Origin of the sequence: Halosimplex amylolyticum, from assembly GCF_051414035.1 — an archaeon.
Taxonomy (GTDB): Archaea; Halobacteriota; Halobacteria; order Halobacteriales; family Haloarculaceae; genus Halosimplex; species Halosimplex amylolyticum.
Genome location: NZ_JBLKNW010000005.1, coordinates 260,023 through 281,091 on the forward strand (window position 1 = coordinate 260,023; position 21,069 = coordinate 281,091).

The 21,069-nt window shown below is 69.9% G+C and carries 24 protein-coding genes; 13 read left to right on the top strand and 11 right to left on the bottom strand.

The window, feature by feature from the left end:
• The first annotated feature begins 60 nt into the window (after positions 1 to 60).
• From ACMGFE_RS19580 to ACMGFE_RS19615, 8 genes are all read left to right on the top strand, one after another.
• On the top strand, positions 61 to 690 hold the full coding sequence (locus tag ACMGFE_RS19580; protein ID WP_436926948.1) for an HAD family hydrolase: 630 nt from the start codon (positions 61 to 63) through the stop codon (positions 688 to 690).
• Positions 687 to 1,631, top strand: coding sequence for an adenosylcobinamide-phosphate synthase CbiB (gene cbiB, locus ACMGFE_RS19585; RefSeq protein WP_436926949.1), 945 nt, complete (start codon positions 687 to 689; stop codon positions 1,629 to 1,631). The genes ACMGFE_RS19580 and cbiB overlap by 4 nt, the downstream gene beginning before the upstream one ends.
• Positions 1,622 to 2,440, top strand: coding sequence for an adenosylcobinamide-GDP ribazoletransferase (gene cobS / locus ACMGFE_RS19590; RefSeq protein ID WP_436926950.1), 819 nt, complete (start codon positions 1,622 to 1,624; stop codon positions 2,438 to 2,440). The genes cbiB and cobS overlap by 10 nt, the downstream gene beginning before the upstream one ends.
• Positions 2,440 to 2,982, top strand: a complete 543-nt coding sequence (locus ACMGFE_RS19595; protein ID WP_436926978.1) for an NTP transferase domain-containing protein — start codon at positions 2,440 to 2,442, stop codon at positions 2,980 to 2,982. The genes cobS and ACMGFE_RS19595 overlap by 1 nt, the downstream gene beginning before the upstream one ends.
• Before the next feature lie 83 nt (positions 2,983 to 3,065).
• Positions 3,066 to 3,518: a DUF7992 family protein gene (locus tag ACMGFE_RS19600; protein WP_436926951.1), complete on the top strand. Its 453-nt coding sequence runs from the start codon at positions 3,066 to 3,068 to the stop codon at positions 3,516 to 3,518.
• Between the two features lie 98 nt (positions 3,519 to 3,616).
• Complete coding sequence (locus ACMGFE_RS19605) at positions 3,617 to 4,666, top strand: threonine-phosphate decarboxylase (RefSeq protein WP_436926952.1); 1,050 nt, start codon at positions 3,617 to 3,619, stop codon at positions 4,664 to 4,666.
• The gene (locus ACMGFE_RS19610) at positions 4,653 to 5,378 is read left to right on the top strand and encodes an adenosylcobinamide amidohydrolase (RefSeq protein WP_436926953.1); all 726 of its coding nucleotides are present in this window, start codon (positions 4,653 to 4,655) and stop codon (positions 5,376 to 5,378) included. Before ACMGFE_RS19605 ends, ACMGFE_RS19610 begins: the two co-directional genes overlap by 14 nt.
• An 84-nt stretch (positions 5,379 to 5,462) precedes the next feature.
• Complete coding sequence (locus ACMGFE_RS19615; protein WP_436926954.1) at positions 5,463 to 6,140, top strand: cob(I)yrinic acid a,c-diamide adenosyltransferase; 678 nt, start codon at positions 5,463 to 5,465, stop codon at positions 6,138 to 6,140.
• A 7-nt stretch (positions 6,141 to 6,147) separates the two neighbouring features.
• Here ACMGFE_RS19615 and ACMGFE_RS19620 read toward each other — a convergent pair whose 3' ends face one another.
• The 6 genes from ACMGFE_RS19620 to ACMGFE_RS19645 form a co-directional block, all read right to left on the bottom strand.
• Entirely contained in the window at positions 6,148 to 6,912 is a 765-nt protein-coding gene (locus tag ACMGFE_RS19620) for a proteasome assembly chaperone family protein (protein WP_436926955.1), read from the bottom strand.
• A gap of 63 nt (positions 6,913 to 6,975) precedes the next feature.
• Positions 6,976 to 8,667 (bottom strand): hypothetical protein, encoded by a 1,692-nt coding sequence (locus ACMGFE_RS19625; protein ID WP_436926956.1) that lies wholly within the window; start codon positions 8,665 to 8,667, stop codon positions 6,976 to 6,978.
• Positions 8,664 to 9,548 (bottom strand): ABC transporter ATP-binding protein, encoded by an 885-nt coding sequence (locus ACMGFE_RS19630; protein WP_436926957.1) that lies wholly within the window; start codon positions 9,546 to 9,548, stop codon positions 8,664 to 8,666. The genes ACMGFE_RS19625 and ACMGFE_RS19630 overlap by 4 nt, the downstream gene beginning before the upstream one ends.
• Before the next feature lie 157 nt (positions 9,549 to 9,705).
• Positions 9,706 to 10,095, bottom strand: coding sequence for a type II toxin-antitoxin system VapC family toxin (locus tag ACMGFE_RS19635; RefSeq protein WP_436926958.1), 390 nt, complete (start codon positions 10,093 to 10,095; stop codon positions 9,706 to 9,708).
• Between the two features lies 1 nt (position 10,096).
• Positions 10,097 to 10,333, bottom strand: coding sequence for an antitoxin VapB family protein (locus ACMGFE_RS19640; protein ID WP_436926959.1), 237 nt, complete (start codon positions 10,331 to 10,333; stop codon positions 10,097 to 10,099).
• Positions 10,334 to 10,484: 151 nt separating this feature from the next.
• On the bottom strand, positions 10,485 to 11,327 hold the full coding sequence (locus ACMGFE_RS19645; protein ID WP_436926960.1) for a class I SAM-dependent methyltransferase: 843 nt from the start codon (positions 11,325 to 11,327) through the stop codon (positions 10,485 to 10,487).
• Positions 11,328 to 11,529: 202 nt separating this feature from the next.
• Between ACMGFE_RS19645 and ACMGFE_RS19650 the strand changes: the two genes are divergently transcribed.
• Both ACMGFE_RS19650 and ACMGFE_RS19655 read left to right on the top strand, forming a co-directional pair.
• On the top strand, positions 11,530 to 13,200 hold the full coding sequence (locus ACMGFE_RS19650; RefSeq protein WP_436926961.1) for a cobyric acid synthase: 1,671 nt from the start codon (positions 11,530 to 11,532) through the stop codon (positions 13,198 to 13,200).
• Between the two features lie 30 nt (positions 13,201 to 13,230).
• On the top strand, positions 13,231 to 14,088 hold the full coding sequence (locus ACMGFE_RS19655) for an alpha/beta hydrolase (protein WP_436926962.1): 858 nt from the start codon (positions 13,231 to 13,233) through the stop codon (positions 14,086 to 14,088).
• On the opposite strand, the gene ACMGFE_RS19660 is transcribed toward ACMGFE_RS19655, so the two are convergent.
• Together ACMGFE_RS19660 and ACMGFE_RS19665 are read right to left on the bottom strand one after the other, a co-directional pair.
• A complete protein-coding gene (locus tag ACMGFE_RS19660) occupies positions 14,075 to 15,745 on the bottom strand; it encodes a PKD domain-containing protein (RefSeq protein ID WP_436926963.1) in 1,671 nt (556 codons plus the stop codon). The two genes, ACMGFE_RS19655 and ACMGFE_RS19660, sit on opposite strands and share 14 nt — an antisense overlap.
• 208 nt (positions 15,746 to 15,953) lie before the next feature.
• Entirely contained in the window at positions 15,954 to 16,772 is an 819-nt protein-coding gene (locus tag ACMGFE_RS19665) for a TrmB family transcriptional regulator (RefSeq protein WP_436926964.1), read from the bottom strand.
• Positions 16,773 to 17,148: 376 nt separating this feature from the next.
• Here ACMGFE_RS19665 and ACMGFE_RS19670 point away from each other — a divergent pair, with 376 nt between their 5' ends.
• Both ACMGFE_RS19670 and ACMGFE_RS19675 read left to right on the top strand, forming a co-directional pair.
• A complete protein-coding gene (locus ACMGFE_RS19670; protein WP_436926966.1) occupies positions 17,149 to 17,940 on the top strand; it encodes a TrmB family transcriptional regulator in 792 nt (263 codons plus the stop codon).
• A gap of 200 nt (positions 17,941 to 18,140) precedes the next feature.
• A complete protein-coding gene (locus ACMGFE_RS19675) occupies positions 18,141 to 18,425 on the top strand; it encodes a HalOD1 output domain-containing protein (protein ID WP_436926967.1) in 285 nt (94 codons plus the stop codon).
• 42 nt (positions 18,426 to 18,467) lie between these two features.
• Here ACMGFE_RS19675 and ACMGFE_RS19680 read toward each other — a convergent pair whose 3' ends face one another.
• Positions 18,468 to 18,800: a DUF7344 domain-containing protein gene (locus ACMGFE_RS19680; protein WP_436926968.1), complete on the bottom strand. Its 333-nt coding sequence runs from the start codon at positions 18,798 to 18,800 to the stop codon at positions 18,468 to 18,470.
• 246 nt (positions 18,801 to 19,046) lie between these two features.
• On the opposite strand from ACMGFE_RS19680, the gene ACMGFE_RS19685 reads away from it, so the two are divergent.
• The gene (locus ACMGFE_RS19685; protein ID WP_436926969.1) at positions 19,047 to 19,829 is read left to right on the top strand and encodes a nucleotide-binding protein; all 783 of its coding nucleotides are present in this window, start codon (positions 19,047 to 19,049) and stop codon (positions 19,827 to 19,829) included.
• Positions 19,830 to 19,982: 153 nt separating this feature from the next.
• Here ACMGFE_RS19685 and ACMGFE_RS19690 read toward each other — a convergent pair whose 3' ends face one another.
• Together ACMGFE_RS19690 and ACMGFE_RS19695 are read right to left on the bottom strand one after the other, a co-directional pair.
• Positions 19,983 to 20,231, bottom strand: a complete 249-nt coding sequence (locus ACMGFE_RS19690; protein WP_436926970.1) for a HalOD1 output domain-containing protein — start codon at positions 20,229 to 20,231, stop codon at positions 19,983 to 19,985.
• A gap of 81 nt (positions 20,232 to 20,312) precedes the next feature.
• On the bottom strand, positions 20,313 to 20,801 hold the full coding sequence (locus ACMGFE_RS19695; RefSeq protein ID WP_436926971.1) for an Lrp/AsnC family transcriptional regulator: 489 nt from the start codon (positions 20,799 to 20,801) through the stop codon (positions 20,313 to 20,315).
• Positions 20,802 to 21,069: the final 268 nt, after the last annotated feature.

Below are 21,069 nucleotides of genomic sequence, written 5' to 3' on the forward strand. Positions count from 1 at the left end.
GCCCCTAAATCGAATGAACAGTCCGTATCGTTGAAGGGGTCCCGTAGCGATGGAGCGGCCGTGGTGGTATCGTTTGACCTGTTCGGCACGCTCGTCGCCGTCGAGCGGCCCGACGACCCGGCGGAAGCGGTCGGTCGCGAACTCCGCGAGCGCGGGGTCGCAGTCCCGGACGACTGGGCGCGAGCCTATCGCGAGCCCCACGTCGCCGTCGACCCCGGGCGGGAGACGCCGCTGTCCGACCACGTGGTCGGTGCGCTGGCGAGCCGGGACGTCGACGCCGACGGGGCCGTCGTCCGCGCGGCCGTTCGCGCCGCGTTCGACGGGCCCGTGGCGACGCGCGAGGGTGCCGAGGCGGCCGTGGAGGCGGCCGCCACTCACGGAACGGTGGGTGTGCTTTCGAACTGTAGCGTCACTGGACTGGTCGAGCGGGCGCTCGACCGGTCGACGATCGACCCGGAGCGGTTCGACGCGATCGTCGCCAGCGTGGACTCGGGCTGGCGCAAGCCCGACCCGCGGGCGTTCGAGGCGGTCGCCGCGGCGCTGGACGCGCCGACCGAGCGGCTGGTCCACGTCGGCGACGATCCGGCGACCGACGGCGCCGCGACCGAGGCCGGCGCGACGCCGATACTCCTCTCGGAGGTCCCGCTCCACGACGTGCCGGCCGAGCTGGAGGCGATACGATCCCGGTGACGACCGCCGCGGTCGGGCTCGCCCTGTTGCTCGACGCCGTCGCGGGCGAGCCGCCGACGCGGCTCCACCCGGTCGCCTGGTTCGGCCGGCTGGTCGTACCGCTCGACCGCTCGTGGTCGCGCCCCCGCATCGTCGGCGCGCTCGCGAGCGCGACGCTCCCGCTCGGCGCGGCGCTGACCGTCGGCGCGCTCGTCCTGGCGGCGGGCCTCCAGCGACTGCTCGCGGGCGCCATCGTCGGCGCGCTCGCGCTGTTCGTCGCGACGAGCCTCCGGCGACTGCTCGGCGTCGCCCGCGACGTGACTGCCGCGAGCGAGGCCGACCTCGACGCGGCCCGGGAGCAGCTGCGGGCGCTCGCCGGCCGGGACGCGTCGACGCTCTCGCCGGGCGAGGTGCGCAGCGCCGTCGTCGAGAGCGTCGCGGAGAATCTCGCCGACGGGCTGGTCGCCCCGCTCGGCGCCTTCGCGGTCCTCGCTGTCATCGGCGCGCACGCGGGGCCTGCCGTCGCCCCGGGTGTCGATCCCGCCGTCCTGGGACTGGCACTGGGCGCGGCCGGCGCGGCCTGGGTGAAGGCGGTCAACACGATGGACTCGATGCTGGGCTACCGCTCGAAGCCCGTCGGCTGGGCGCCGGCGCGGCTCGACGACGCGGTGATGTGGGTGCCCGCGCGGGCGAGCGCGGTCCTGATCGCCGCGACGTTCCTGGCGCCGCGGTCGCTCGCGAACGCGCGCCGCTGGCTGGGAGCGGTCCCCTCGCCGAACTCGGGGTGGCCGATGGGGACCGTCGCCGCGGCGCTCGGCGTCCGTCTCGTCAAGCCCGGCGTCTACGAACTCGACGGCGGCCCGGCGTTGCCGACGGTCGCGGACGCCGAGCGGGCGGTTCGCCGCGTGGGCGTCGCGGGCGGCCTCGCGTATCTCGTTGCGGGGGTGGTGACGTGGGGCTGAGGGACGCGCCGACGGCGATCCGCGGCGCACTGGGCTTCCTCTCGCGGCTCCCGGTCGGCCGGGACGAGCGCGCCTGGGAGGCGTTCCGGACGTCGCCGTGGACACTGACGGTGGCGGGGTACGTCCTCGGCGCGCTGGTGGCCGTCCCGGTCGTCGGCGCGCTCGCGCTCCCGGCGCCGGCGGTGACGGTCGCGCTCGCGTACGTCCTCGCGGTCGTCGCGCTGACGGGGATCAACCACTTCGACGGCGTCGCCGACCTCGGCGACGCGGCGGTCGTCCACGGCGACGCCGAGCGCCGGCGCGAGGTGATGGGCGACACCGTCCTCGGCGTCGGCGGGACGCTCGCCGTCGCCGTCGTGGTCGCGGGACTGGCGCTGGGCGCGGTCGGACTCGCCGCGCTGCCGCTCGCCGCGGCCGCGGGGCTCGTCGTCGCCGCGGAGGTCGCCGCGAAACTCGCGATGGCGACGCTGGTCGCGCTCGGCTCGGCCGCCCACGACGGCTTCGGCGCGGCGGTCGCCGACGAGACGCGGCCGCGCGGTCTCCTCGTCCCGCTCGCGATCGCCGTCCCCGCCGCCGCGCTGACGCTGCCGTCGCTCGCTGCCGCGGGAGCGCTCGCGAGTGCCCTTGCGGTCGGGTTCGGACTGCTGTGGTGGGCCCGCGCGCGCCTCGGCGGCGTGACCGGCGACGTGGTCGGCGCCGCGAACGAACTCGCGCGCGTCGCCGCGCTCCACGCTGGACTCGTCGCCTGGCACGCGGACGTCGCCGCGCCGGTCGGACTCGGGGAGGTGACCCAGTGGACGCCCTGGTGATGTGCGGCGGGCAGGGTACGCGGCTCGACGCCGACGTCGAGAAGCCGCTGTTCCGGGTCGACGGCGAGCCGATGGTCGACCGGGTTATCGCGGCGCTCGAAGCGAGTCGGATCGACCGCGTGTACGCCGTCGTCTCCCCGCACGCGCCGGAGACGGCGGCTCGCGTCGACTGCCCGACCGTCGAGACGGCGGGCGAGGGGTACGTCGCCGACCTGCAGGCCGCGCTCGCGGACCAGCGGATCGACGAGCCGGTGCTGACGGTCGCCGCGGACCTGCCGCTGCTCGACGGCGAGGCCGTCGACGAGGCTCTCGACGCCCACGAGAGCGGGTCGCTGACCGTCGCGGTGCCGACGTTTCTCAAGAGCGCGCTCGGGGTGAGCGTCGACGTGCGGTTCGTCCACGAGGGCGAGGAAGTCGCGCCGACGGGGGTCAACGTCGTCGGCGACGGCCCCGACGAGACCGTCGTCCGCGACGACGCCAGACTCGCGGTCAACGTCAACCGTCGGGAGGACGCGGAGATCGCCGAGCGCCTCTCGCGGTGAGGGCGGCGGCGTGCGGCGGCGGCGGTCGAACGTGGCGTTCGGGCGTGGGAAACCCTCAATGGGCTGACCGACGAAGGTGTGGTATGGCATTCGACCCCGAGGTACCCGACCCACCGAGACTCGACGCCGCGGAGGACCCGGGCGACTACGACGCGGTCGAGGAACCGGAGACGAGGACCGGCGAGGAGGGCCGGCGCGAGGCGCTCGCGGAGTTCCTCGAAGACGGCGCCTGGGAGGACGCCTTCCGCGAGTGGGCCGACAACGCCTACCTCTCGAACGAGCAGTTCGAGGCCGCACTCGAACTGGGACTGATCGCCGCGCTCGACTTCTACTGGAACGAGTCGGCGGGCGACGTGGGGTATCTCGCGCCGACGCTGGCCGAGGACCTCCCCGAGCCCTGGGACGACCGGCTCAACCGGGCCGACCGCGCGGACATCGACGAGGCGCTGGACGACCTCGGCCGGACGACCAGCGAGGTGCTGGAGAACCGATACATCGACCGCAGCTCCGAGGCGTTCGGCTACACCTGGGAGTGAGGGCGACGGGAGCCTCGGGAGCCGCGACGAGCGGGCCGTCGCCGCCGACGCGAGGCCCGGAGAGACAGATTCTTGCCAGCGCTGGCCGACCACGAACCATGGACAGGGAGGCCGTCGCGCGGCTCGCCGGGACGGACGTCACCCACGGGAGCAGCGACGACCCCGACGTGCTGGACTTCAGCGCGAACGTCAACCCCGAGGTACCTGCGGGCGCCCGCGAGGCCTACGCCGCGGCCTTCGACGAGTCGCGCACCTACCCGCCCGAGGACTACCCCGAGTACCGGGTGGCCGCGGCCGAGTACGTCGACTGCGACGCCGCCGACGTGATCCCGACCGCGGGCGGCCTCGCCGCGATCCGACTGGCCGTCGCGGTCACCGTCGACCCGGGCGACCGGGCGCTCGTCCCCGCACCGAGCTTCGGCGAGTACGCCCGTGAGATCGAACTCCAGGGCGGCGAGCCCGTCGCGGTCTCCCACGAGGGGATGCTCGACCGCGACCCGGGCGAGTTCGCGCTCGCGGTCGTCTGCAACCCGAACAATCCGACGGGCGACGCCTACGAGGAGGACGCACTCCAGGCGTACGCCGAGCGCTGCCGCGCGGCGGACACGCCGCTGCTCGTCGACGAGGCGTTCCTGGGCTTCACCGACCGCCGCTCGCTGGCGGGCACGGACGGCGTCGTCGTCGCGCGCTCGCTGACGAAACTGTTCGGGCTGCCCGGGCTGCGCGCGGGCTTCGCCGTCGCGACGGGCGACCTGCGCGACCGGGTCGAGACGGCGTCGCTCACGTGGGGGCTGGGCTGGCCGGCCGCTGCGGTGGGAACGCACTGTCTCGCCCGCGACGAGTTCGTCGCGGCGACGCGCGAGCGGGTGGCGAGCGAACGCGAGCGGCTGCGTGCGGCCTTCGATTCGGATTCGCGGTTCGAGGTGTATCGGCCGACTCCCCCGCTGGAGGAGTCGACCGCCCCGTTCCTCCTGCTCGACTGCGGGTCGGCGGAGCGGGTCGAGGAGGTGCTGGCGACGGCGCGCGAGGCGGGCATCGCGCTCCGGGACGCGCGCTCGTTCCGCGGGCTGGACTCACACGTCCGCGTCGCCGTCAGGCGCCCCGGGGAACACGACCGACTGCTGGAGGCGCTGGATGTTCGAGAGTGAGATTTCGGCGGGCGTGCTGTGCGCGCGCCGGCCGGGGACGCGCTGGCTCGCGACGGGTTTTTCGGGGGGATACGAGACGGCCGACGCCGCGTACAACGTCACCGTCCCCGAGGGGTTCGACCGGACGGACCTGGCCGAGTACGTCGCCGAGCGACGGGAGCGCGCGGGGTTCGAGGCGACTGGACCGGCGATGCTGACCGGCGTCGAGCAACGGCACGCTCGCCGTGCGCGGCTGGACGGCGTCGAGGTGGTCGCGACGACGGGCGTGTCCAACCCCGCGGTGCTTCCGATGGGTGGCGAGGCCACAGAGGGGCCGGCGGCCGCCTCCGACCGCGGCGACGACTCGCCGCGAGCGGGGACGGTGAACCTCGTGGTCGGGACGACGCGGGCGCTGGCCGACGGCGCGCTCGCGACGCTACTTTCGACCGCCGTCGAGGCGAAGACGGCGACCATGCTAGCCGAGACGGGATTCACCGGGACGACGTCGGACGCGGTGGTCGTCGGGAGCGACCCCACGGGCGAGACGGAGGCCTTCGCCGGCAGCGCGACGCCAGTTGGGCGGGCGGCGCGGGTCTGCGTCCGTGACGCCGTCCGGGCGACCCTCGACGCGCGGTACGGCGGCGAGGGCGGGGATGGTATCCCCGACACCGTCGAGGGGGCCGACTACGGCGTCGTCTCCACGGGCGACGCGACCGTCTCACGCGTCGACTGAGTGAGATCGTCGACGGGCCGCGGGCCAGCGAGTCCGGCCCGACGTGTCGAAGCGGCTACGGGCCCGGGGGTCGTCGGTCCGCGTATGACAGGAGACGACGTCGACGACGCAGGCCAGGCCGGCGACGACCCGCTCGAACCGCAGGCGATCGAACCGGCCGCACCCGAGGAGTTCGGCCTCGTGCAGGTCTGGTGGGGCGACGGCAAGGGCAAGACGACCGCCGCGATGGGCATGGGCTTGCGCGCCGCCGGCCACGGCTACCGCGTCCACATGCTCCAGTTCATGAAGGGCGGCACGAGTACTGTGGAAGACGTCCGCGGCGAGTACAACGCCATCCACGCCCTGCCGGGCTTCTCCTACGAGAACAGCGGCCACTACGGCTGGCACCGCTTCCACGACGGCACCGACGACGACGAGCACGCCGCCCGCGCGAAGGGCGGCCTCGAACGCGCTCGCGAGCTGGTCGAGGCGGCCGGCGAGGCCGACCTCTCGACCCCCTTCGACGCCGATTCGCCCGCCGACGAGGGCGTCCACATGCTGATCCTCGACGAGATCGGCTACGCCGGCAACCGCGGCCTGGTCGACCCCGACGAGGTGCGCGAACTGGTCGAGTCGAAGCCCGACGACCTGGAACTCGTCCTGACCGGCGGTCACGAACGACCCGAATTCGTGACCGAACTCGCCGACCTGGTGACCGAGGTCGGCAAGGAGGCTCACCCCATCGAGTCCGGTCACAGCGCCCGGAAGGGAACCGAGTTCTGAGGCGGGGCTACTGAAACATGCTCACCTCGTCGTCCTCCGGCGGCGGTCGTTCGAACCCCTCCTGGGCCTCGATGCGCTGCATCTGTCGCGCCATCTCCGCCATCTCGGCGACGAGCGCTCGCTCGCTCTCTTCGAGCGCGCTCGTGTCGAACTCCGTGCCGAGGACCGACTCGACTCCCTCCCGGAGGAGCGCGCTCGCGGCCGCGGGGTCGGGACGGTACGGTTCGACCCGGACGACGAGCGCGACCGTCGGGATATTCTCACGAGCGCACACGTCGACGACCGCTCCCGCCGAGCCGCCGATGGCGCCGATGCCCGGTGCCGGCGGGACGCCCGCCTCGCGGAGCGTCCGTTCGAGCGAGTCGGTCGTGGTGACGGCGGTGACCCGGCCGTGCTCGTCGACCCACTCGGCCGGCGCGCCGACGGGCACGACGACCTGTTCGCAGCCGTCGGTGAGGTGTTCGACGACGCCCTCCGCGAGCGGGCCCCGCGAGCGCGGCGGGAACACCAGGTCCGCCTGGAGCGCCGTCAGGTCCCCGTCGGCGTACACCCGGACGGAGTTGCGGACCCGTCCCTCGTCGTAGGTCGCGACGTGGGGGAACTTCTCGGAGGCGAAGTGGCCCCGATAGGGGAGCCCCAGTTCGTCGGTGACGTGTTCGACGGCGATGACCCCGACCAGTCCGAGACCGGGCAGGCCGACCAGCACCGTCGACCCCTCCGTGTCGAGTTCGCCGGTCGCCTCGAAGGTCGCCGCCTCGGCTCTGTGTGCCATACTACCACGGACGGGCGCCGGGGCCATGATATCTCCGCGCGCAACGGCCGGGTGCCCCCGCGCTCACGCGATCGTGTACCCGTCGAACGAGCGGACGGCGTAGCGATAGGAGAGTGCGGGGAGGAGCAACAGGACGACGAGCGCGACGGCGCTGATCGCGTAGAGGGTTCCGGCCGACAGCGTGAGGCCGAACGGGACCAGGATCGAGAGCAGATCCGCGCCGAGCGAACGGGCGAACTCTAGACCGACGAACAGGGCCGACAGGGCCGTCAGGACGACGTGGACGCTGAAGAGGAGGAACGCCCACGGGCTGGGGACGACGGCCTCCATCGAGCGGGTGACGTTCGTGGCCTCGAAGCGGGGGAAGGCCATCCCGATGCCGACCGAGAGGGCGGCGGCGACGACCATCGAGACGGGCGCGAGACCGACGAGGATGGCGGCCGCCCCGGCGTCGAGCGGACTCAGGACGGCGGTGACCGCGACGAGGACGGTTCCGAGCGGGACGACGACGACCAGACCCGCGAGGACGTGCGCGCCGACGAAGCGGTGGCCGGTCACCTCGCTCAACAGCGTCGTCGCGAGCACCGATCCCTGGTCGCCGAGCGGGTTGAGCGTGAAGACGACGCCGCCGGCCCAGGCGACGAACACGAGCAGTCCGTAGGGGAGGTAGGCCGGGATCTGCCCGGTCTGGATGATCTCGACGAACGCGCCGGTCCCGAAGAACAGTGGGTACGCGGCGTACATGAGCTTCAGCGGCGCGCGGGCGGCGCGGCGCCACGCGAGGGTGACCAGCGCCGCGGTGGGTCGGTCGACGACGGCTTCGAGCCAGCGGGCGAGGCGGTCCTCGGAGGCGACGGACGCGCCGGTCGCCGCCGGGGTCGCCGGTTCGTCGGCCGACTCGTCCTCGCCGGCGAGGGCGGGGTCGGCGAACCAGTGTCGCCGCGCGACGGCGACGCCCGCGACGAGGGCGAGCGCGGTCGCGACGGCGGAGACGCCGGCGACGGCGAGGGCGCTGGTCGACTCGAACGCGACGCCGGGGAGGCCGTAGAGCGCGAGGTCGGCGTACCAGCCGACGGGGGAGGCGGCCATCGGCTCGAACAGCGCGCCGACGGCCTGGTTGAGCGATCCGGTGACGATCGCGGCCATGTAGGCGACGAAGGCGAGGGCGATCAGGCCGGTCTTGTGGCGCGCCACGAAGGGGAAGCTGGTGAGCACGTGCCGGACGGCGAGGCCGAGCGTGAAGGCGGTCGTGACCGCGGTGACACCGGCGAGCCCGAGCGCGAGCGGGACGCCGACCGCGGGCCAGAGCCGCTCGGTCCCCAGCGCCAGGCCGACGCCGGCGCCCGTCGCGGGGAGGAGCGTCCAGAGGAGCAGGTAGACGGACTCGCTGGCCACGAGTCCGAGGTACGCTTCGGCGGTGGGGACGATCGTCAGGACGCCCTCGGCGTTGGTGAGGGTGCCGCGCTGGCCGACCGCGCGGAGGGCGAAGACGACGACGAGCACGACCCAGACGACGCCGACGAGCCCTCGCGCGCCGGTCGCAGTCGCGGTCGGGACGAACTCGATCGACCCGGAGGCGAGCGCCCGGCCGAGCGCACGTCCGCCCCAGACGCCGCCGACCGACAGCGCGAGCGTCAACAGGGCGTAGAGGCCCACGGAGACGACCGAGGTGAGTCGGTTGTCGGGGTCGGTGCGCTTGCGGACCATCCGGCGGACGTCGATCCGTGTCAGCCGGAGGCTGTGTCCGAGGTTCATCGCTGCGAGTCCGCCTCGTTCGGACCGGCCTCCGTCGCGTCGACCGCGCTCGCGTCCCCGTCGCTCGCTGCCGGCGCACCAGCGACCCCTCCGCTCGCGGCCGACGCGCTCGCGCTCGCCTCGTCGGCGTGGTCGGTCGTCACTTCGAGGAAGACGTCTTCGAGCGATCCCGCTTCGCCGCGCTCGGCGCGCTGTTTGAGGCGGTCAGGCGGTCCCTCGGCGACGAGGTCGCCGCGGTGGAGCACGCCCACGGTGTCGGCCAGTTCGTCGACGACCGGGAGGATGTGCGTCGAGAGGAACACGGTCGTCTCCCCGCCCGACAACTCCGCGATGAGGTCCTTGACGGTTCGGGCCGCACGCGGGTCGAGTCCACTCGTCGGTTCGTCGAGGAAGAGCACCGGCGGGTCGTAGAGCACCGTCGCGATCAGGCCCACCTTCTTGCGCATCCCGGTCGAGAAGCCTTCGAGTCGGCGGTCGGCCTCGCTCGCGAGCGAGAAGCGGTCGAGGTAGCGGTCGATGCGGTCGCGGGCGCGCTCACGCGGCATGTCGTGGAGGGCAGCGACGTGGCGCAGTTGCTCGCGGGCGGTCAGCTCGTCGAACAGCGGCGGCTCCTCGGGGAGGTAGCCCACGACCGAGATCAGCTCGCGCCGGTCGCTCACGTCGATGCCCATCACCCGGGCCGAACCGCTGGTCGGTCGCGTCAGCGTCGTCAGCATGCGCATGGTCGTCGTCTTCCCGGAGCCGTTCGGGCCGAGGAAGCCGTACACGTCGCCAGGGGGGATCGACAGATCCAGGCCGTCGACGGCGAGCACGTCGCCGAAGCGCTTCGTCAGGTCGGTCGTCTCGATGGCGGGGCCGTCGAGACGGGCGTCGGGAACCATTGGCGACGTTTCACGCGTCTAACTCTTAGTTGGTGGGGAACGGGCGGTCCGTGCTCTGTCCAGCAGGTCGGCGCACATCGAAATCGACTCGTTGATCGACGGGTCCGTGACGGCAGTTCGGGCCGGGGAGCCAGCCGACCCGGCTGCACGCAGTGGTTCAGTAGGGTTCGATCTCGACGCCGAGGCGCTCGAAGTCCTCGACGTTCCGGGTGAGAACGGGTTCCTCGACGATGTCGGCGGTCGCAGCGATGATCACGTCGCCGTCTCCGACGGGCGTACCGTCGTTCTGTCGCTCGCCCGAGAGCCGGCCGGCCTTTCGCATCACGGCGGCATCAGCGGGCTGGATCGGTTTCGAGGCGAGAACACGTTCGACCTCCTCACGTTCGGACGCAGAATCGCTCACTCGGGCGATGCCGTAGTACAGTTCGAAGAGAGTCATCGACGAGAGGCGCTGCTGGACGAGATCACGCTCCAGTTCGCGGGCTTTCTGGACGGCGTCGTCGTCGCCGTTCATCAGGTCGATGAGAAACGACGTGTCGAGCAACACGTCACGCCCCTCGAATCCGATCGGCGGTCTCTTCGAGTTCGTCCGTGCGCCGCTCGCGGCGCTCGTCGACGGCCTCCCGTAGCGCGTCGGCCTCTTCGTCGCTCAGGACGCCGGCGAGTTCCAGCAGCGACCGCTCGCCCGCCAGACGGAGGACCACCTCCGAAAAGGTCTCGTCCTCGCCTTTGTGTGCAGCGAGGCGCTCGTAGGCCTCCTCGGAGAGGCGGATACTTTTCGACATGTGCATACGGTTGTATGCAGGCACACAAAGACGTTTCTCCGATCGGGACTCACCGCTCGTCGCGCCCGTCGGTTTGGCCTCGCGCGCGCCGTGGGCGTCCGACGGTAACTGTGGCGTCAGCGGCCTCCGGGACCGACCGAGACCGGATACCTCACTCACACAGGTCGGCCCGGAGGCAGAGCGACCGCGGCGGCCGGCGTGCGAGGGGCGAGTCCTCGTCCAGCAGGTCGTCGTCCAGTCGCTCGATGAGATCGGGCTCGCAGAGGTCCCGGAGCGCGAAGCCGGCGTCGAACAGCGGGCCGGTGAGCGCGTCGAGCGGTCGCCGGTGGAAAGTCGCCGGAATCTCGTCGTCTCCCGTACCGCCGCCGTCGGCGTCTTCGGCCGGAACGGTCCCGCCCCAGTAGAGTTCGTAGCGCTCGGTCTCGCCGTAGGTCGGAGGGCGAGTCTCGGCGCGGACCGCCGGGCGGGCGTCGAGGTCGTCGATGGCTCGCGTGTCGGGGTACGACTCGTCGCGGACGACGAGGTACTCGTGGAACGGGTGGTGCGTCGAAAGGACGGCCGTCCCGCCAGGTCGGAGCACTCGCGCGAATTCGGCGGCCACCGGATCGAGGTCGGGGACGTGCGAGAGGACGTGCTGGCAGCACACGAGGTCGACGCTCCCGGCGTCGACGAAGCCGAGCCCCGCTGAGATATCTCCCTGGCGGAACTCGGTGCGGTCGCCGTAGCGCTCCCGCGCCGTCTCGACCATCGCCGCGCTCACGTCGACGCCGAGGACGTCCGCGCCGCGATCGGCGAGTCGCGCCGCGTAGTAGCCGTCGCCACAGCCCACGTCGAGGACGCGCTTCCCGTCGAGGTCGGGGAGTAGTTCGACGAGCGTCGGCCAGAGCACCTGTGCGCGCCAGGGTACCTGCGCGTACTCGCTCCAGTCGTCGGCCAGGGCGTCGTAGTGGGCGCCGACTGACCGGTCGGTAGGGTCGGTAGCGTCGTCTGTCACATCCTGAGGTGGGCGGTGTGGACAAAGAGAATGGGGGTCGACCGTCCCATCGGGGCGTCGCCGGTCGGACGCTCGACCGCGTCGGTCGCGGGGACCGCGAGCGTGACCTGCCGGGAGCGTCCGACAGCGTCGACCGGCGACGGGGCGTGCTGGTTCCACGCTCCTATTTAAACGCTCGCGTCGGAGGTTCGGTTCGAGCGCGATGGCACGGACGATCCTCGTCGCCGGAACGGCCAGTCACGTCGGCAAGAGCACCGTCGCCGCCGGCCTCTGTCGCCTGCTGGCCGACCGGGGCGTCGACGTGGCGCCGTACAAAGCCCAGAACATGAGCAACAACGCCCGCGCGGTGCCGAAGGCCGACGCCGTCGCGAGCGATGCCGATCTCGCTGAGGAGGAGACGGGCGGCGACGGAACCACCGACGCCGTCGGAGACGAGGAGACGGGCTCCGCCTTCGGCGAGATCGGCGTGTCGCAGTACGTTCAGGCGCGCGCCGCGCGCGTGTCCCCGACGACCGACCACAATCCCGTCCTGCTCAAGCCACGGGGCGACGCCGAGTCCCAGCTGGTCCTCGACGGCGAGGCGGTCGCCCACTACGGCGCCGGCGAGTACTACGACGAGCACTGGGAACGCGCCCGCGAGACGGCCCGGTGCGCCCACGAGCGCCTCGCGACCGACCACGAGGTGATCGTCGCAGAGGGGGCGGGGTCCATCGCCGAGCCGAACCTCCGCGAGCGCGACCTCGCCAATATCGAGACGGCGCGGTTCGCCGACGCCGCAATCGTGCTCGTGGTCGACATCGAGCGCGGGGGCGCGTTCGCCAGCCTCGTCGGGACGGTCGAACTCCTGCCCGAGGACGTCCGTGAGCGGGTCGCGGGCGCCGTCCTCACGAAGTTCCGCGGCGACGAGTCGCTGCTCGACCCGGCTATCGAGGAGGTCGAAGCGCGGACCGGTGTCCCCATCCTGGGCGTCCTCCCTCACGACGACCCCGGGCTCCCAGCGGAGGATAGCGTCGCCCTCCCCGCGCAGGGCGAGCGCTCGGTCCGGGGTGTCGACGACGGGGTCGCCCCCGAGCGAGCGGTGACCGTCGCCGTCCCGCGCCTGCCGCACATCTCGAACTTCACGGACCTCGAACCGCTGGCGCGCGAGCAGGGCGTCCGCGTCGTCTACCTCCCGCTCGACGCCGACCTCACCGATCCCGGCGCCGTCGACGCGGGCAACGGCCGCGGCGCGGCCACCGGTCGCGGGGCGGACGCCGTCGTCCTGCCGGGGACGAAAAACACGGTCGACGACCTGCGGGCGCTCCGGGAGGCGGGGTTCGACGAGCGACTGCGGGCGTTCGACGGCCCGGTCGTCGGCCTCTGCGGCGGCTACCAGATCCTCGGCGAGCGGATCACCAACGCCGGCGTCGAGAGCACAGAGGATCTCGATACCCTCGAAGGCATCGGGGTTTTGCCGGTCGAAACGCGCTTCTCGACGGACAAGCGAGTCGAGCGGGTGACCCGGCAGATGGAGGGGTGTGGCCCGCTCGCGGGCGCGACGGGATCGGTCTCGGGCTACGAGATACACATGGGCGAGACGCGCGTCCTCGACGGCGCGGCCGCCGACGTCGAACGTCCCTTCCCGGAGGACGCGGCCGGCGCGGCGACCGACCGCGCGCTCGGAACCTACCTCCACGGTCTGTTCGAGAACGCGACCGCCCGCGAGGCGTTCGTCGATGGGGTGTTTACCTACGTGGGTATCGACCGACCGGAGCCGGGCACAGCCGCCGACTCGCCGTACGACCGGGCGGCCGATCTAGTCGCGGGGCTCGGACGGGACGCGCTCGTCGACGGCCTCGGTCTCGAAGCGTTCGACGGCGAGGCGGCCCGGTAGACTGATCGGGCTGGCGGCCATGATTCCGTTATGGGCCTCCCTTCCGTCGAGGACGTTCGTGCACGGATCGCCGCCCGTTCGGCGCGGGAAATCGCGCTCCGTATCGCGGCGGTGGTCGCCGTCCTCGCTGTCGTGGGCGGGCTGGCGTTCTACGCGTACTTCGGCGTCTTCGCACACCACGCCCCCGACGAGGTCCGCGAGTCGGTCCGCGCGAACGAGAACGTGACGGTGGCCGAGGACTACGGGGGATTCGTCGTCACGGACGCCGACCCGGGGGTCGAGCGCCTCGGGATCGTGTTCTACCCCGGCGGTCGGGTCGCGCCCGACGCGTACCTCCCGACGGCGGCACGGATCGCCGAGCGCGCGAACGTGACCGTCGTCGTCCCGAAGATGCGGGCGAACCTCGCGGTGTTCTCGATCGAGCGGGCCGGCGCGGTCGTCACGGGCGAACGGAACGTCACGCGGTGGATCGTCGGCGGCCACTCCCTCGGTGGGGCGATGGCGTGTCGATACGCCGGGGCGAACCCCGAGGCCGTCGACGGCCTGTTGCTCGTCGGCGCTTACTGCGACCGACCGGTCCGCGGGACGCCCGCGCTGGCGGTCCTCGGGACGCGCGATTCGGTGCTCGACCGGGACCGGTTCGCCGACAGCCGCGGGAATCTGCCGGCCGACGCGACCGTCGAACGCATCGCGGGGATGAACCACTCCCAGGCGGGTTGGTACACCGGGCAGCGCGGCGACCGTCCCGCGCGGATCGAGACCCCCGCGGCCCACCGCCGGCTCGCGACGGTCGTCGCCGACTGGCTCTGCGGCGAGTTCGACCACTGCGCGGCCGGCGAACGGGACCGCGCTCGCGAGGCCGTCTCGCCGGTCGTCACTCGACGGTGATCTCGACCTCGTGAGTGGTCGAGTGGTCGGTGTCGTCGGTCGCGGTGAGCGCGACGGTGTAGGTGCCGGCCGAGCCGTAGCTGTGGGAGGTCCACCATCCCTCGGCGGTGGTCCCGTCGCCGAAGTCCCACGCCAGGTCGGTGATCCAGCGGTCCTCGCCGGAGCAGTCGCGTGCCTCGAACTCGACGGTCTCGTCGACGGCCGGTTCGGTCGTGCTCGGGTCGGCCGTCGCGACCTTGTCGGTCACCTCGCGGACGGTGATCGCGACGGCGTGGGTCGTCGTCTCGTCCTCGTTGTCTGTCGCGGTGAGCGAGACGTCGTACTGGCCGGGGTCGTCGAAGGTGTGTTCCACCCACCACCCCTCGCCGGTAGTCCCGTCGCCGAAGTCCCACGCCAGGTCGGTGACCCAGCGGTCCTCGCCGGCGTTCCCGTGGGCCTCGAACTGGATCGTGTCGCCCTCCGTGGCCTCGGTCTTGCCGGGTCGCTGGCGCGCGATCGGCTCCTCGGAGGTCTCGGCGAGCCACTGGCGGACGAAGTCGCCTTCCTCTTCGGGGCCGCCGCGGAGCGTCCACTCGTCGGCCCCGCCGGCGCCGGGCGAGTCGAACATCGTCGGCGCCCACGAGTCGTCGAAACACCAGGCTGCCCACCCCATGTTCTCGTAGGAGCGGACCCACTCGCGGAACGGCTGGCCCCAGCCGGTGTTGGTGCCCTGGTCGAGGCCGTCGCTGAAGGGGTCCCAGCCGAACTCCGTCACGAACACCGGCACGTCCTCGGCGGGCGCGCCGTACTGGTCGTCGAACTCGTCGGGCTGGCCGTTGTCCGGGTAGATGTGCGCCGCGTAGACCAGGTTCTCCCCTTCGAAGGGGTACTCCGGGGCGAAGTTCGTCCGCGAGGTCCAGTGGGGCGAACCGACGACGATGGGGGTCTCCGGCGCCTCCTCGCGGACCATGTCGACCCACGGCTGGGCCGTCTCGCGCCAGAGCTTCCAGGCGGCCTCGGGATCCGCGACGTCCTCGCCGTTGTCACCCCAGAACACCGGGTAGGTGGGTTCGTTGAACAGTTCGTAGAGGACGTGCTCGTCGTCGGCGAACGCCGGCGCCACCCCGCCCCAGAAGTTCCGGACGATCTCGTCCGGGCTGGTGTCGTAGCCGGCGTCGTCCGCGGCCGCCTCCGTGTACGGGTGGATCAGGTGATAGTCGATCATCGCGTAGGTTCCCCGCTCGCCGAGCACGTCGACCACGGGCCGCAGGACGTCGTCGACGAGGCCGTCGACGCCCAGCTGGTCGACGTCCCACTGGGTGACCGGCAGCCGGACGACGTTCGGGTACCAGCCGCGGTCCGCGTCGCTCGCCCAGCCGACGACGTCCGACGGCGTCTTCGGGTGGATGCCGTCGACCTCGTAGAACCCCATCGACGCCGTCGCGACGCCGCGCAGCCTGACCGACTCGCCCTCGGCGTTCCTGACCCACTTGCCGTCGGTGTGGAGCCGCGACGGCGGTTCGCCGTCGGCGGCCGCTACCGTGCCCGTGAGGCCCCCGATCGCGACGCCCGCGACGCCCGCACCGGCCGCGCGCAGGACGCCGCGCCGCGTTGGTGTTCGCCCGCTGTTCGGTGATTCGTCCCGCTCGGATTCGTGACGCCTGTCAACAGGTGGCATGCGAGCCTGCACACGCAAGCTGTCACTGTAATACCCTTCCCGTTTGAAACATCACTGCGTCGAAACTCCTGCAATTCCAGATAGTGAAACGAACGGTGGTCGGCCCGCCGAGCGCGGCGGGGCCGTCAGTCGATAGCTCCGGCGGAGCCGTCGGTCGAGAGCCCGTCGCTATCGGTGCGAGACGGTAGTCGGGCGGGCCCGGTCGCGATCAGCTGATCCCGGGGTCCTCGACGGGGAGCAGGCCGGTCGCCATCAGCCGGCGGACGATGGTGACGAGGCCGTTGTCGAACCCGCGGCCGAAGACGGCCTGTTCGTCGCCGTCCGCGCCGTCGCTGTCGTGGGCCGTACTCACGAGGATCGTCGACCGGTCGACCAGCAGGATGCGTGTAATCTCCGTGTCGTCGTCCGGGAGCGCTCCGTGCAGCCACTCGAGCCCGGAGACGAACACCTCGGCCTCCGAGACGGTGCTCTCGACCCGGTCTCGCAACGGCTCGGACACCGTACCGATGACGAGCGTGGCGCCGCGTCCCCTGGCCTCCGAGACCGCCTCCAGCAGCGACTCCGTGGCCACGGCCTCGGTGCCGAGGATCAGGACGACCTCCTCTTCGGCCTCGCCGAGCAGCTGTTTCGTCCGGTTGTCGATCGCGGTTCGGCCGGTCAGCGCCCACACTTCGTGGGTCGACTCCGCTTCCGTCGCTTGCGAGGCGGGCTCGATTTCCTCGAGGCGCCGGCGGAGCGTGTCCGTCTTGGCCTCGTACTCGTCGCGCAGCGTCTCGGCCGCCTCGTCGATCGCGACGGCGCGGAACTGCTGGGGGTTCGCGTGCTGGATCTCGACGAGCCCCTTCGACTCCAGCACCCGGACCGCGTCGTAGACGCGAGTGCGCGGCACCTCCGAGATGTCGCTTATCTCCTTGGCCGTCGCCTGCGGGAGCCGAGTGAGCGCGACGAACGCCTTCGCCTCGTACTCCTTCAGTCCGAGCCCCTGTAACAATTCGATCGCCTGTTCCGTGTTCGAAATATCGTCCATAGGGTCCCAACCTCAGATTCCGGTCTCCCGGTCACTGATGTAGGTGTAACTGTCCCACGTGAATACGCCTTCCCCTTGAACACTCACGAAGGAACCGCCTCACTCAGCGGTCCGACCCGGCGAAGTCCCCGATATCGACCGCGACAGCCGACGAAACCGCCCAATTTCCGCCTCGCTCGAACGACTCCGTCCACTCTCGTCGATCGCGGTCGGACCGTCCCGGCCGACAATTTCACTCGGATTATCACAACACGAATATATGCCCGTGTTCCGTAGGATTCGACGGCACGCGCTACCAGTTGGGTCCCAACCACGCTGTCATCGCGTGCCGCCCTACCCCCGGGTAGGGTTCGCGACGACGATCAGCAGTGTTACAATGTCTCACGATGTTTCAGAGTCGGCCCGGTCGGTCGCGGTCGAACAACTCAGGGAACTCGGGTTGAGTACCTACGCCGCGCGGACCTTCGTGGCGCTGGTGAGCCTCGGCGGCGGCACCGCACAGGAGGTGAGCGAGGTGGCCGCCGTGCCCAGAACGCGGGTGTACGACGCCGTCTCGGAACTCCAGGAGCGCGGCCTCGTCGACGAGCGCCAGTCGACGCCCAAGCGCTTCTGGCCGGTCTCCGGCGAGACCAGCGGTCGCCACTTCGAGCGCTACTACCGCCACCGCGTCGAGCGACTGACGAACGCGCTCGACGCCCTCGAACCGGCGTCGCGGGCCGACAAGCAGCGCGGGGTGTGGACGGTCACCGGCCGGGAGACGGTCACCGAGCGGTTGATCGAGTTCGTCGACGACGCCGACGAGGAGGTCGTCTTCATGACCGTCGAGGCCCTGATCACCGACGAGGTGGTCGAGCGCCTGGCCGCCGCGAGCGAGCGCGGCGTCGCGATCAAACTCGCCGGCCTGTCCGACAGCGTCGAGGACGGCCTCCGCGAGCGCGTGCCCGACGTCGACCTGTTCGAGTCCATCTGGGTGTGGTCGGACACGCCCGCGGGTCGGCTACTCACGGTCGACCAGGAGCAGACGCTGGTGAGCGTCCTCCTCGAGAACGGCGACGGCCCGCCCGACCCGCGCGACGAGACCGCGATCTGGGGCGCCGGCGCGACCAACAGCCTCGTCGTCGTCCTCCGGGCGATGTTCACCTGGCAACTCGAGGGCGAGCGCGAGTGAGGCTCTTTCGGGTCGACGGATTCCGCGCCCGCGCTCTCGATCGATCGGCCTTCCGGCGGCGCACGATACTCTCCGGTGTTACTCAGATATTCACAAAACTGCTTTACGTCGGACTCACTTCGGTGTGCATAGCCGAGCGATTCTGTCGACCGCCCGCGCGGGACGTCGTCTCCGCGGGTCCATTCGATGACGTCGAACACATGACTGAATTCAGCCATCATTCGGACGGGGAGTGGACCGTCCGACACGATCCCGAGCGGAGTATCGAACCGTGCACGGCGATAGTCGAAGCCGTCGCCGCGGTGACCGGCACCGAACCGACGCTGCTCCCGCCGCTGGGGGACACCGTCGACGGCGACGCGGTGAACGCGATCCTGAGCGACGCGGGATCGTCGGTCGGGCTGTCGTTCGCCTACGCGGGCGTCGAGGTATGCGTCGAGCCGACCGGCGAGGTCCTCGCCCGGAGGGTCGCTGAGGGGAACTGAGGCGGGTCGAGTCGGGATCGGCCGGACCAGTGCGGTCGGGACCTATTCGAGTTCGTCGGCGACGAACGAGAGGAGCTTCCCGACGCGCTCGTCGCGACAGTAGCGAACGGTCCCGCTCCGGGGGTCGAACGCGAGGGCACCGATGTCGGCCAGCTTCGGCAGGTGAACGTGCTGGAGTCGAACCGCTACTCCCTCGCGGTCCGAAGCGAACGCGCTCGCGCCGTCCGGTCGCGCGTACAACTCGTCGGCCAACTGGTCGACACCGATCACCTCGACGTGGTTCCCGTGGAGGTGTTCCAGCAGCTCACGCCGCCGCTGGTCGGCGACGGCTTCGAGTAGGTCGTCGGTCGTTACCGCTGCTGTGTTAGATTGCATCGATGATCGGCCCACATTCGGACAGGAAACGCCCACAGACGAAGGTGGATTATAACTTTCGGCGCGGTCACAGAAGACTGTGCTGTTGACTCGGATCGTCACACCAGGTCGGACCGCCCTCGTCACGGCGGAGACAGTCGAACTCGCGGCCGCAGCCGTACCCCGACCGGCCCCGATGGGCGCCGACGCGCGACGTCCTGTCGCTGACACGAACGTTTTTACGGGAGGGGGAACCACCGCGACGTAATGGTCGAGGCGTTCGCGGTCGCCAGCGGGAAAGGGGGGACCGGCAAGACCACGAGTACGCTCGCGCTGGGGATGGCACTGGCCGAAGAGTACGACGTGACGGTCGTCGACGCGGACATGGGGATGGCGAACCTGCTGTTTCACGCCGACCTCTCCGCGGTGGAGACGACGCTCCACGACGTGCTCGTCGAGGGGGGCGCGCCCGTCGACGACGCCGTCTACGAGCGCCACGGCATGTCGGTCGTCCCCTGCGGGACGAACCTCGCAGACTTCGAGGCGGCCGACCCGAGTCGGTTGCGCGACGTCGTCGCCACGCTCGCCGCCGACACGGACGTCATCCTGCTCGACTCGGCGGCCACGCTGTCCAGCCGTGCGGCCGTCCTCCCCGTCGTCCTCGCCGACCGGGTGGTGGTCGTGCTCGAACCCACCATCCCCGCGCTCTCGGACGGGCTGAAGGTCCAGGAGTACGCCACCTCCTACGGGACCGAGACGGCCGGAATCCTGTTCAACAAAGTGACGGCAGATTCGGATATGGACCGTCTTCGTGAACGGGCAGAACGATACTTCGATGGGCCAATTCTCGGAAGTATTCCAGAGAGTGTTGACGTCCAGAATGCGAGTGAAGCAGGTGATCCACTGCTCACCTCAGCACCGGATTCACCGCCTGCTACTACATTTAGAGACGTAGCGGCGTCGCTTTCCATCCAGGATCACGATCCCGAAGCCCTTGCCAAAAGAACGGTAAGCGCAATTCAACCTGACCTGCCCGTTGATACAGGGTAGATTAGTTCAGATTCGCGTGCGCGCGATCAATAAATATGAAAGAGCGGTAAGAGATTGGATGTTCAATATAGGTGATAGACGTAACGCTCAGTGCATGGAACTTACGTATCCAGTGGCCTGCAAAGGTCGCTGTAGGTTCCTTGCTGAGGGTAGCTATCTACTGTGGTCCTCGACGGCCACATACCCATCGGCATGCACACTCACCTCGTAACCGTTGTAGTTGAACATCACCTTCCCTAAGGACACTTTCTCAGCAAACATCTCCAGCGCCTCGGGGTCAACTACGTCGTACAGTGGCGGCGTTAATTCCGTAGGTGGAATACCTTCAAGGGCAGCTACTACATCTATTACTGCCTCACTCACACTCGGATTATCCGCCTCGACAGCCTGAATTTGCCTCATTGGGAACGACTATGCTCTCGCTTCGGATAAACATATCGGGTATTTGATAATAGCCACAGTTGTTTAAATAGAGTCTGGAAATCATCCAGTGTTATCCTCGTTCGTGAATTCTTTTCCGAAGTGATTGTAGGGGAACGCTCGAATCCGCTTCAGCATATCCAGGCGCTCGATATCGACGTCCAACGCACTCATTTCATCGATGCTCTTCTCAATTTCTTGCTTGTTTTGCCCAACCAATTCGATTGAGAGGTTTGCGTTATTCGTTAGTAACTCACTGACACTCACCACACCAGGGACGCGAACGAGGTCGTCAACAATCTCCTCTTGGTCCTCAATTGGAACCGTCGCAATGACGAGCAAGTGATGGCCCATCCCCGTTTGCTCGTAGTCAATCGTTGGGTGATATCCCGTGATAACGCCACCCTCTTCGAGCCTGTTGATGCGATTGGCGACCGTACTGGACGAGACGCCGACCTGTTCCCCGATGGCGCTCGTCGTGTTATTCCTGGCATCTTCTTGCAAGAGATACAGGATACCTTTGTCAACTGAGTCAAGTTCCTCCGAGGCCATGGTCAGGGGGTATAAGGGAGCCACCAATAAGTCGGTTCCCTTGATTCTGCCAGTATAGGTGAGAGATGTCCCACCAAGGCCAGTAGAGAAATCAAACAGTCTGTCTTGGACTTGCTTTCACTCAATTCATTAAATAGTGTAAAACATACGGCTCTGGTGAATCGCTGTACGGCGTTGGCTTCGACCGTCAGAACTAGGAAAGTGAAGCGGGAAATCGCCGATGCCTATGTCGAAGATCTCCCGCTTCACGAAGAAAGCGGTTCAGTTA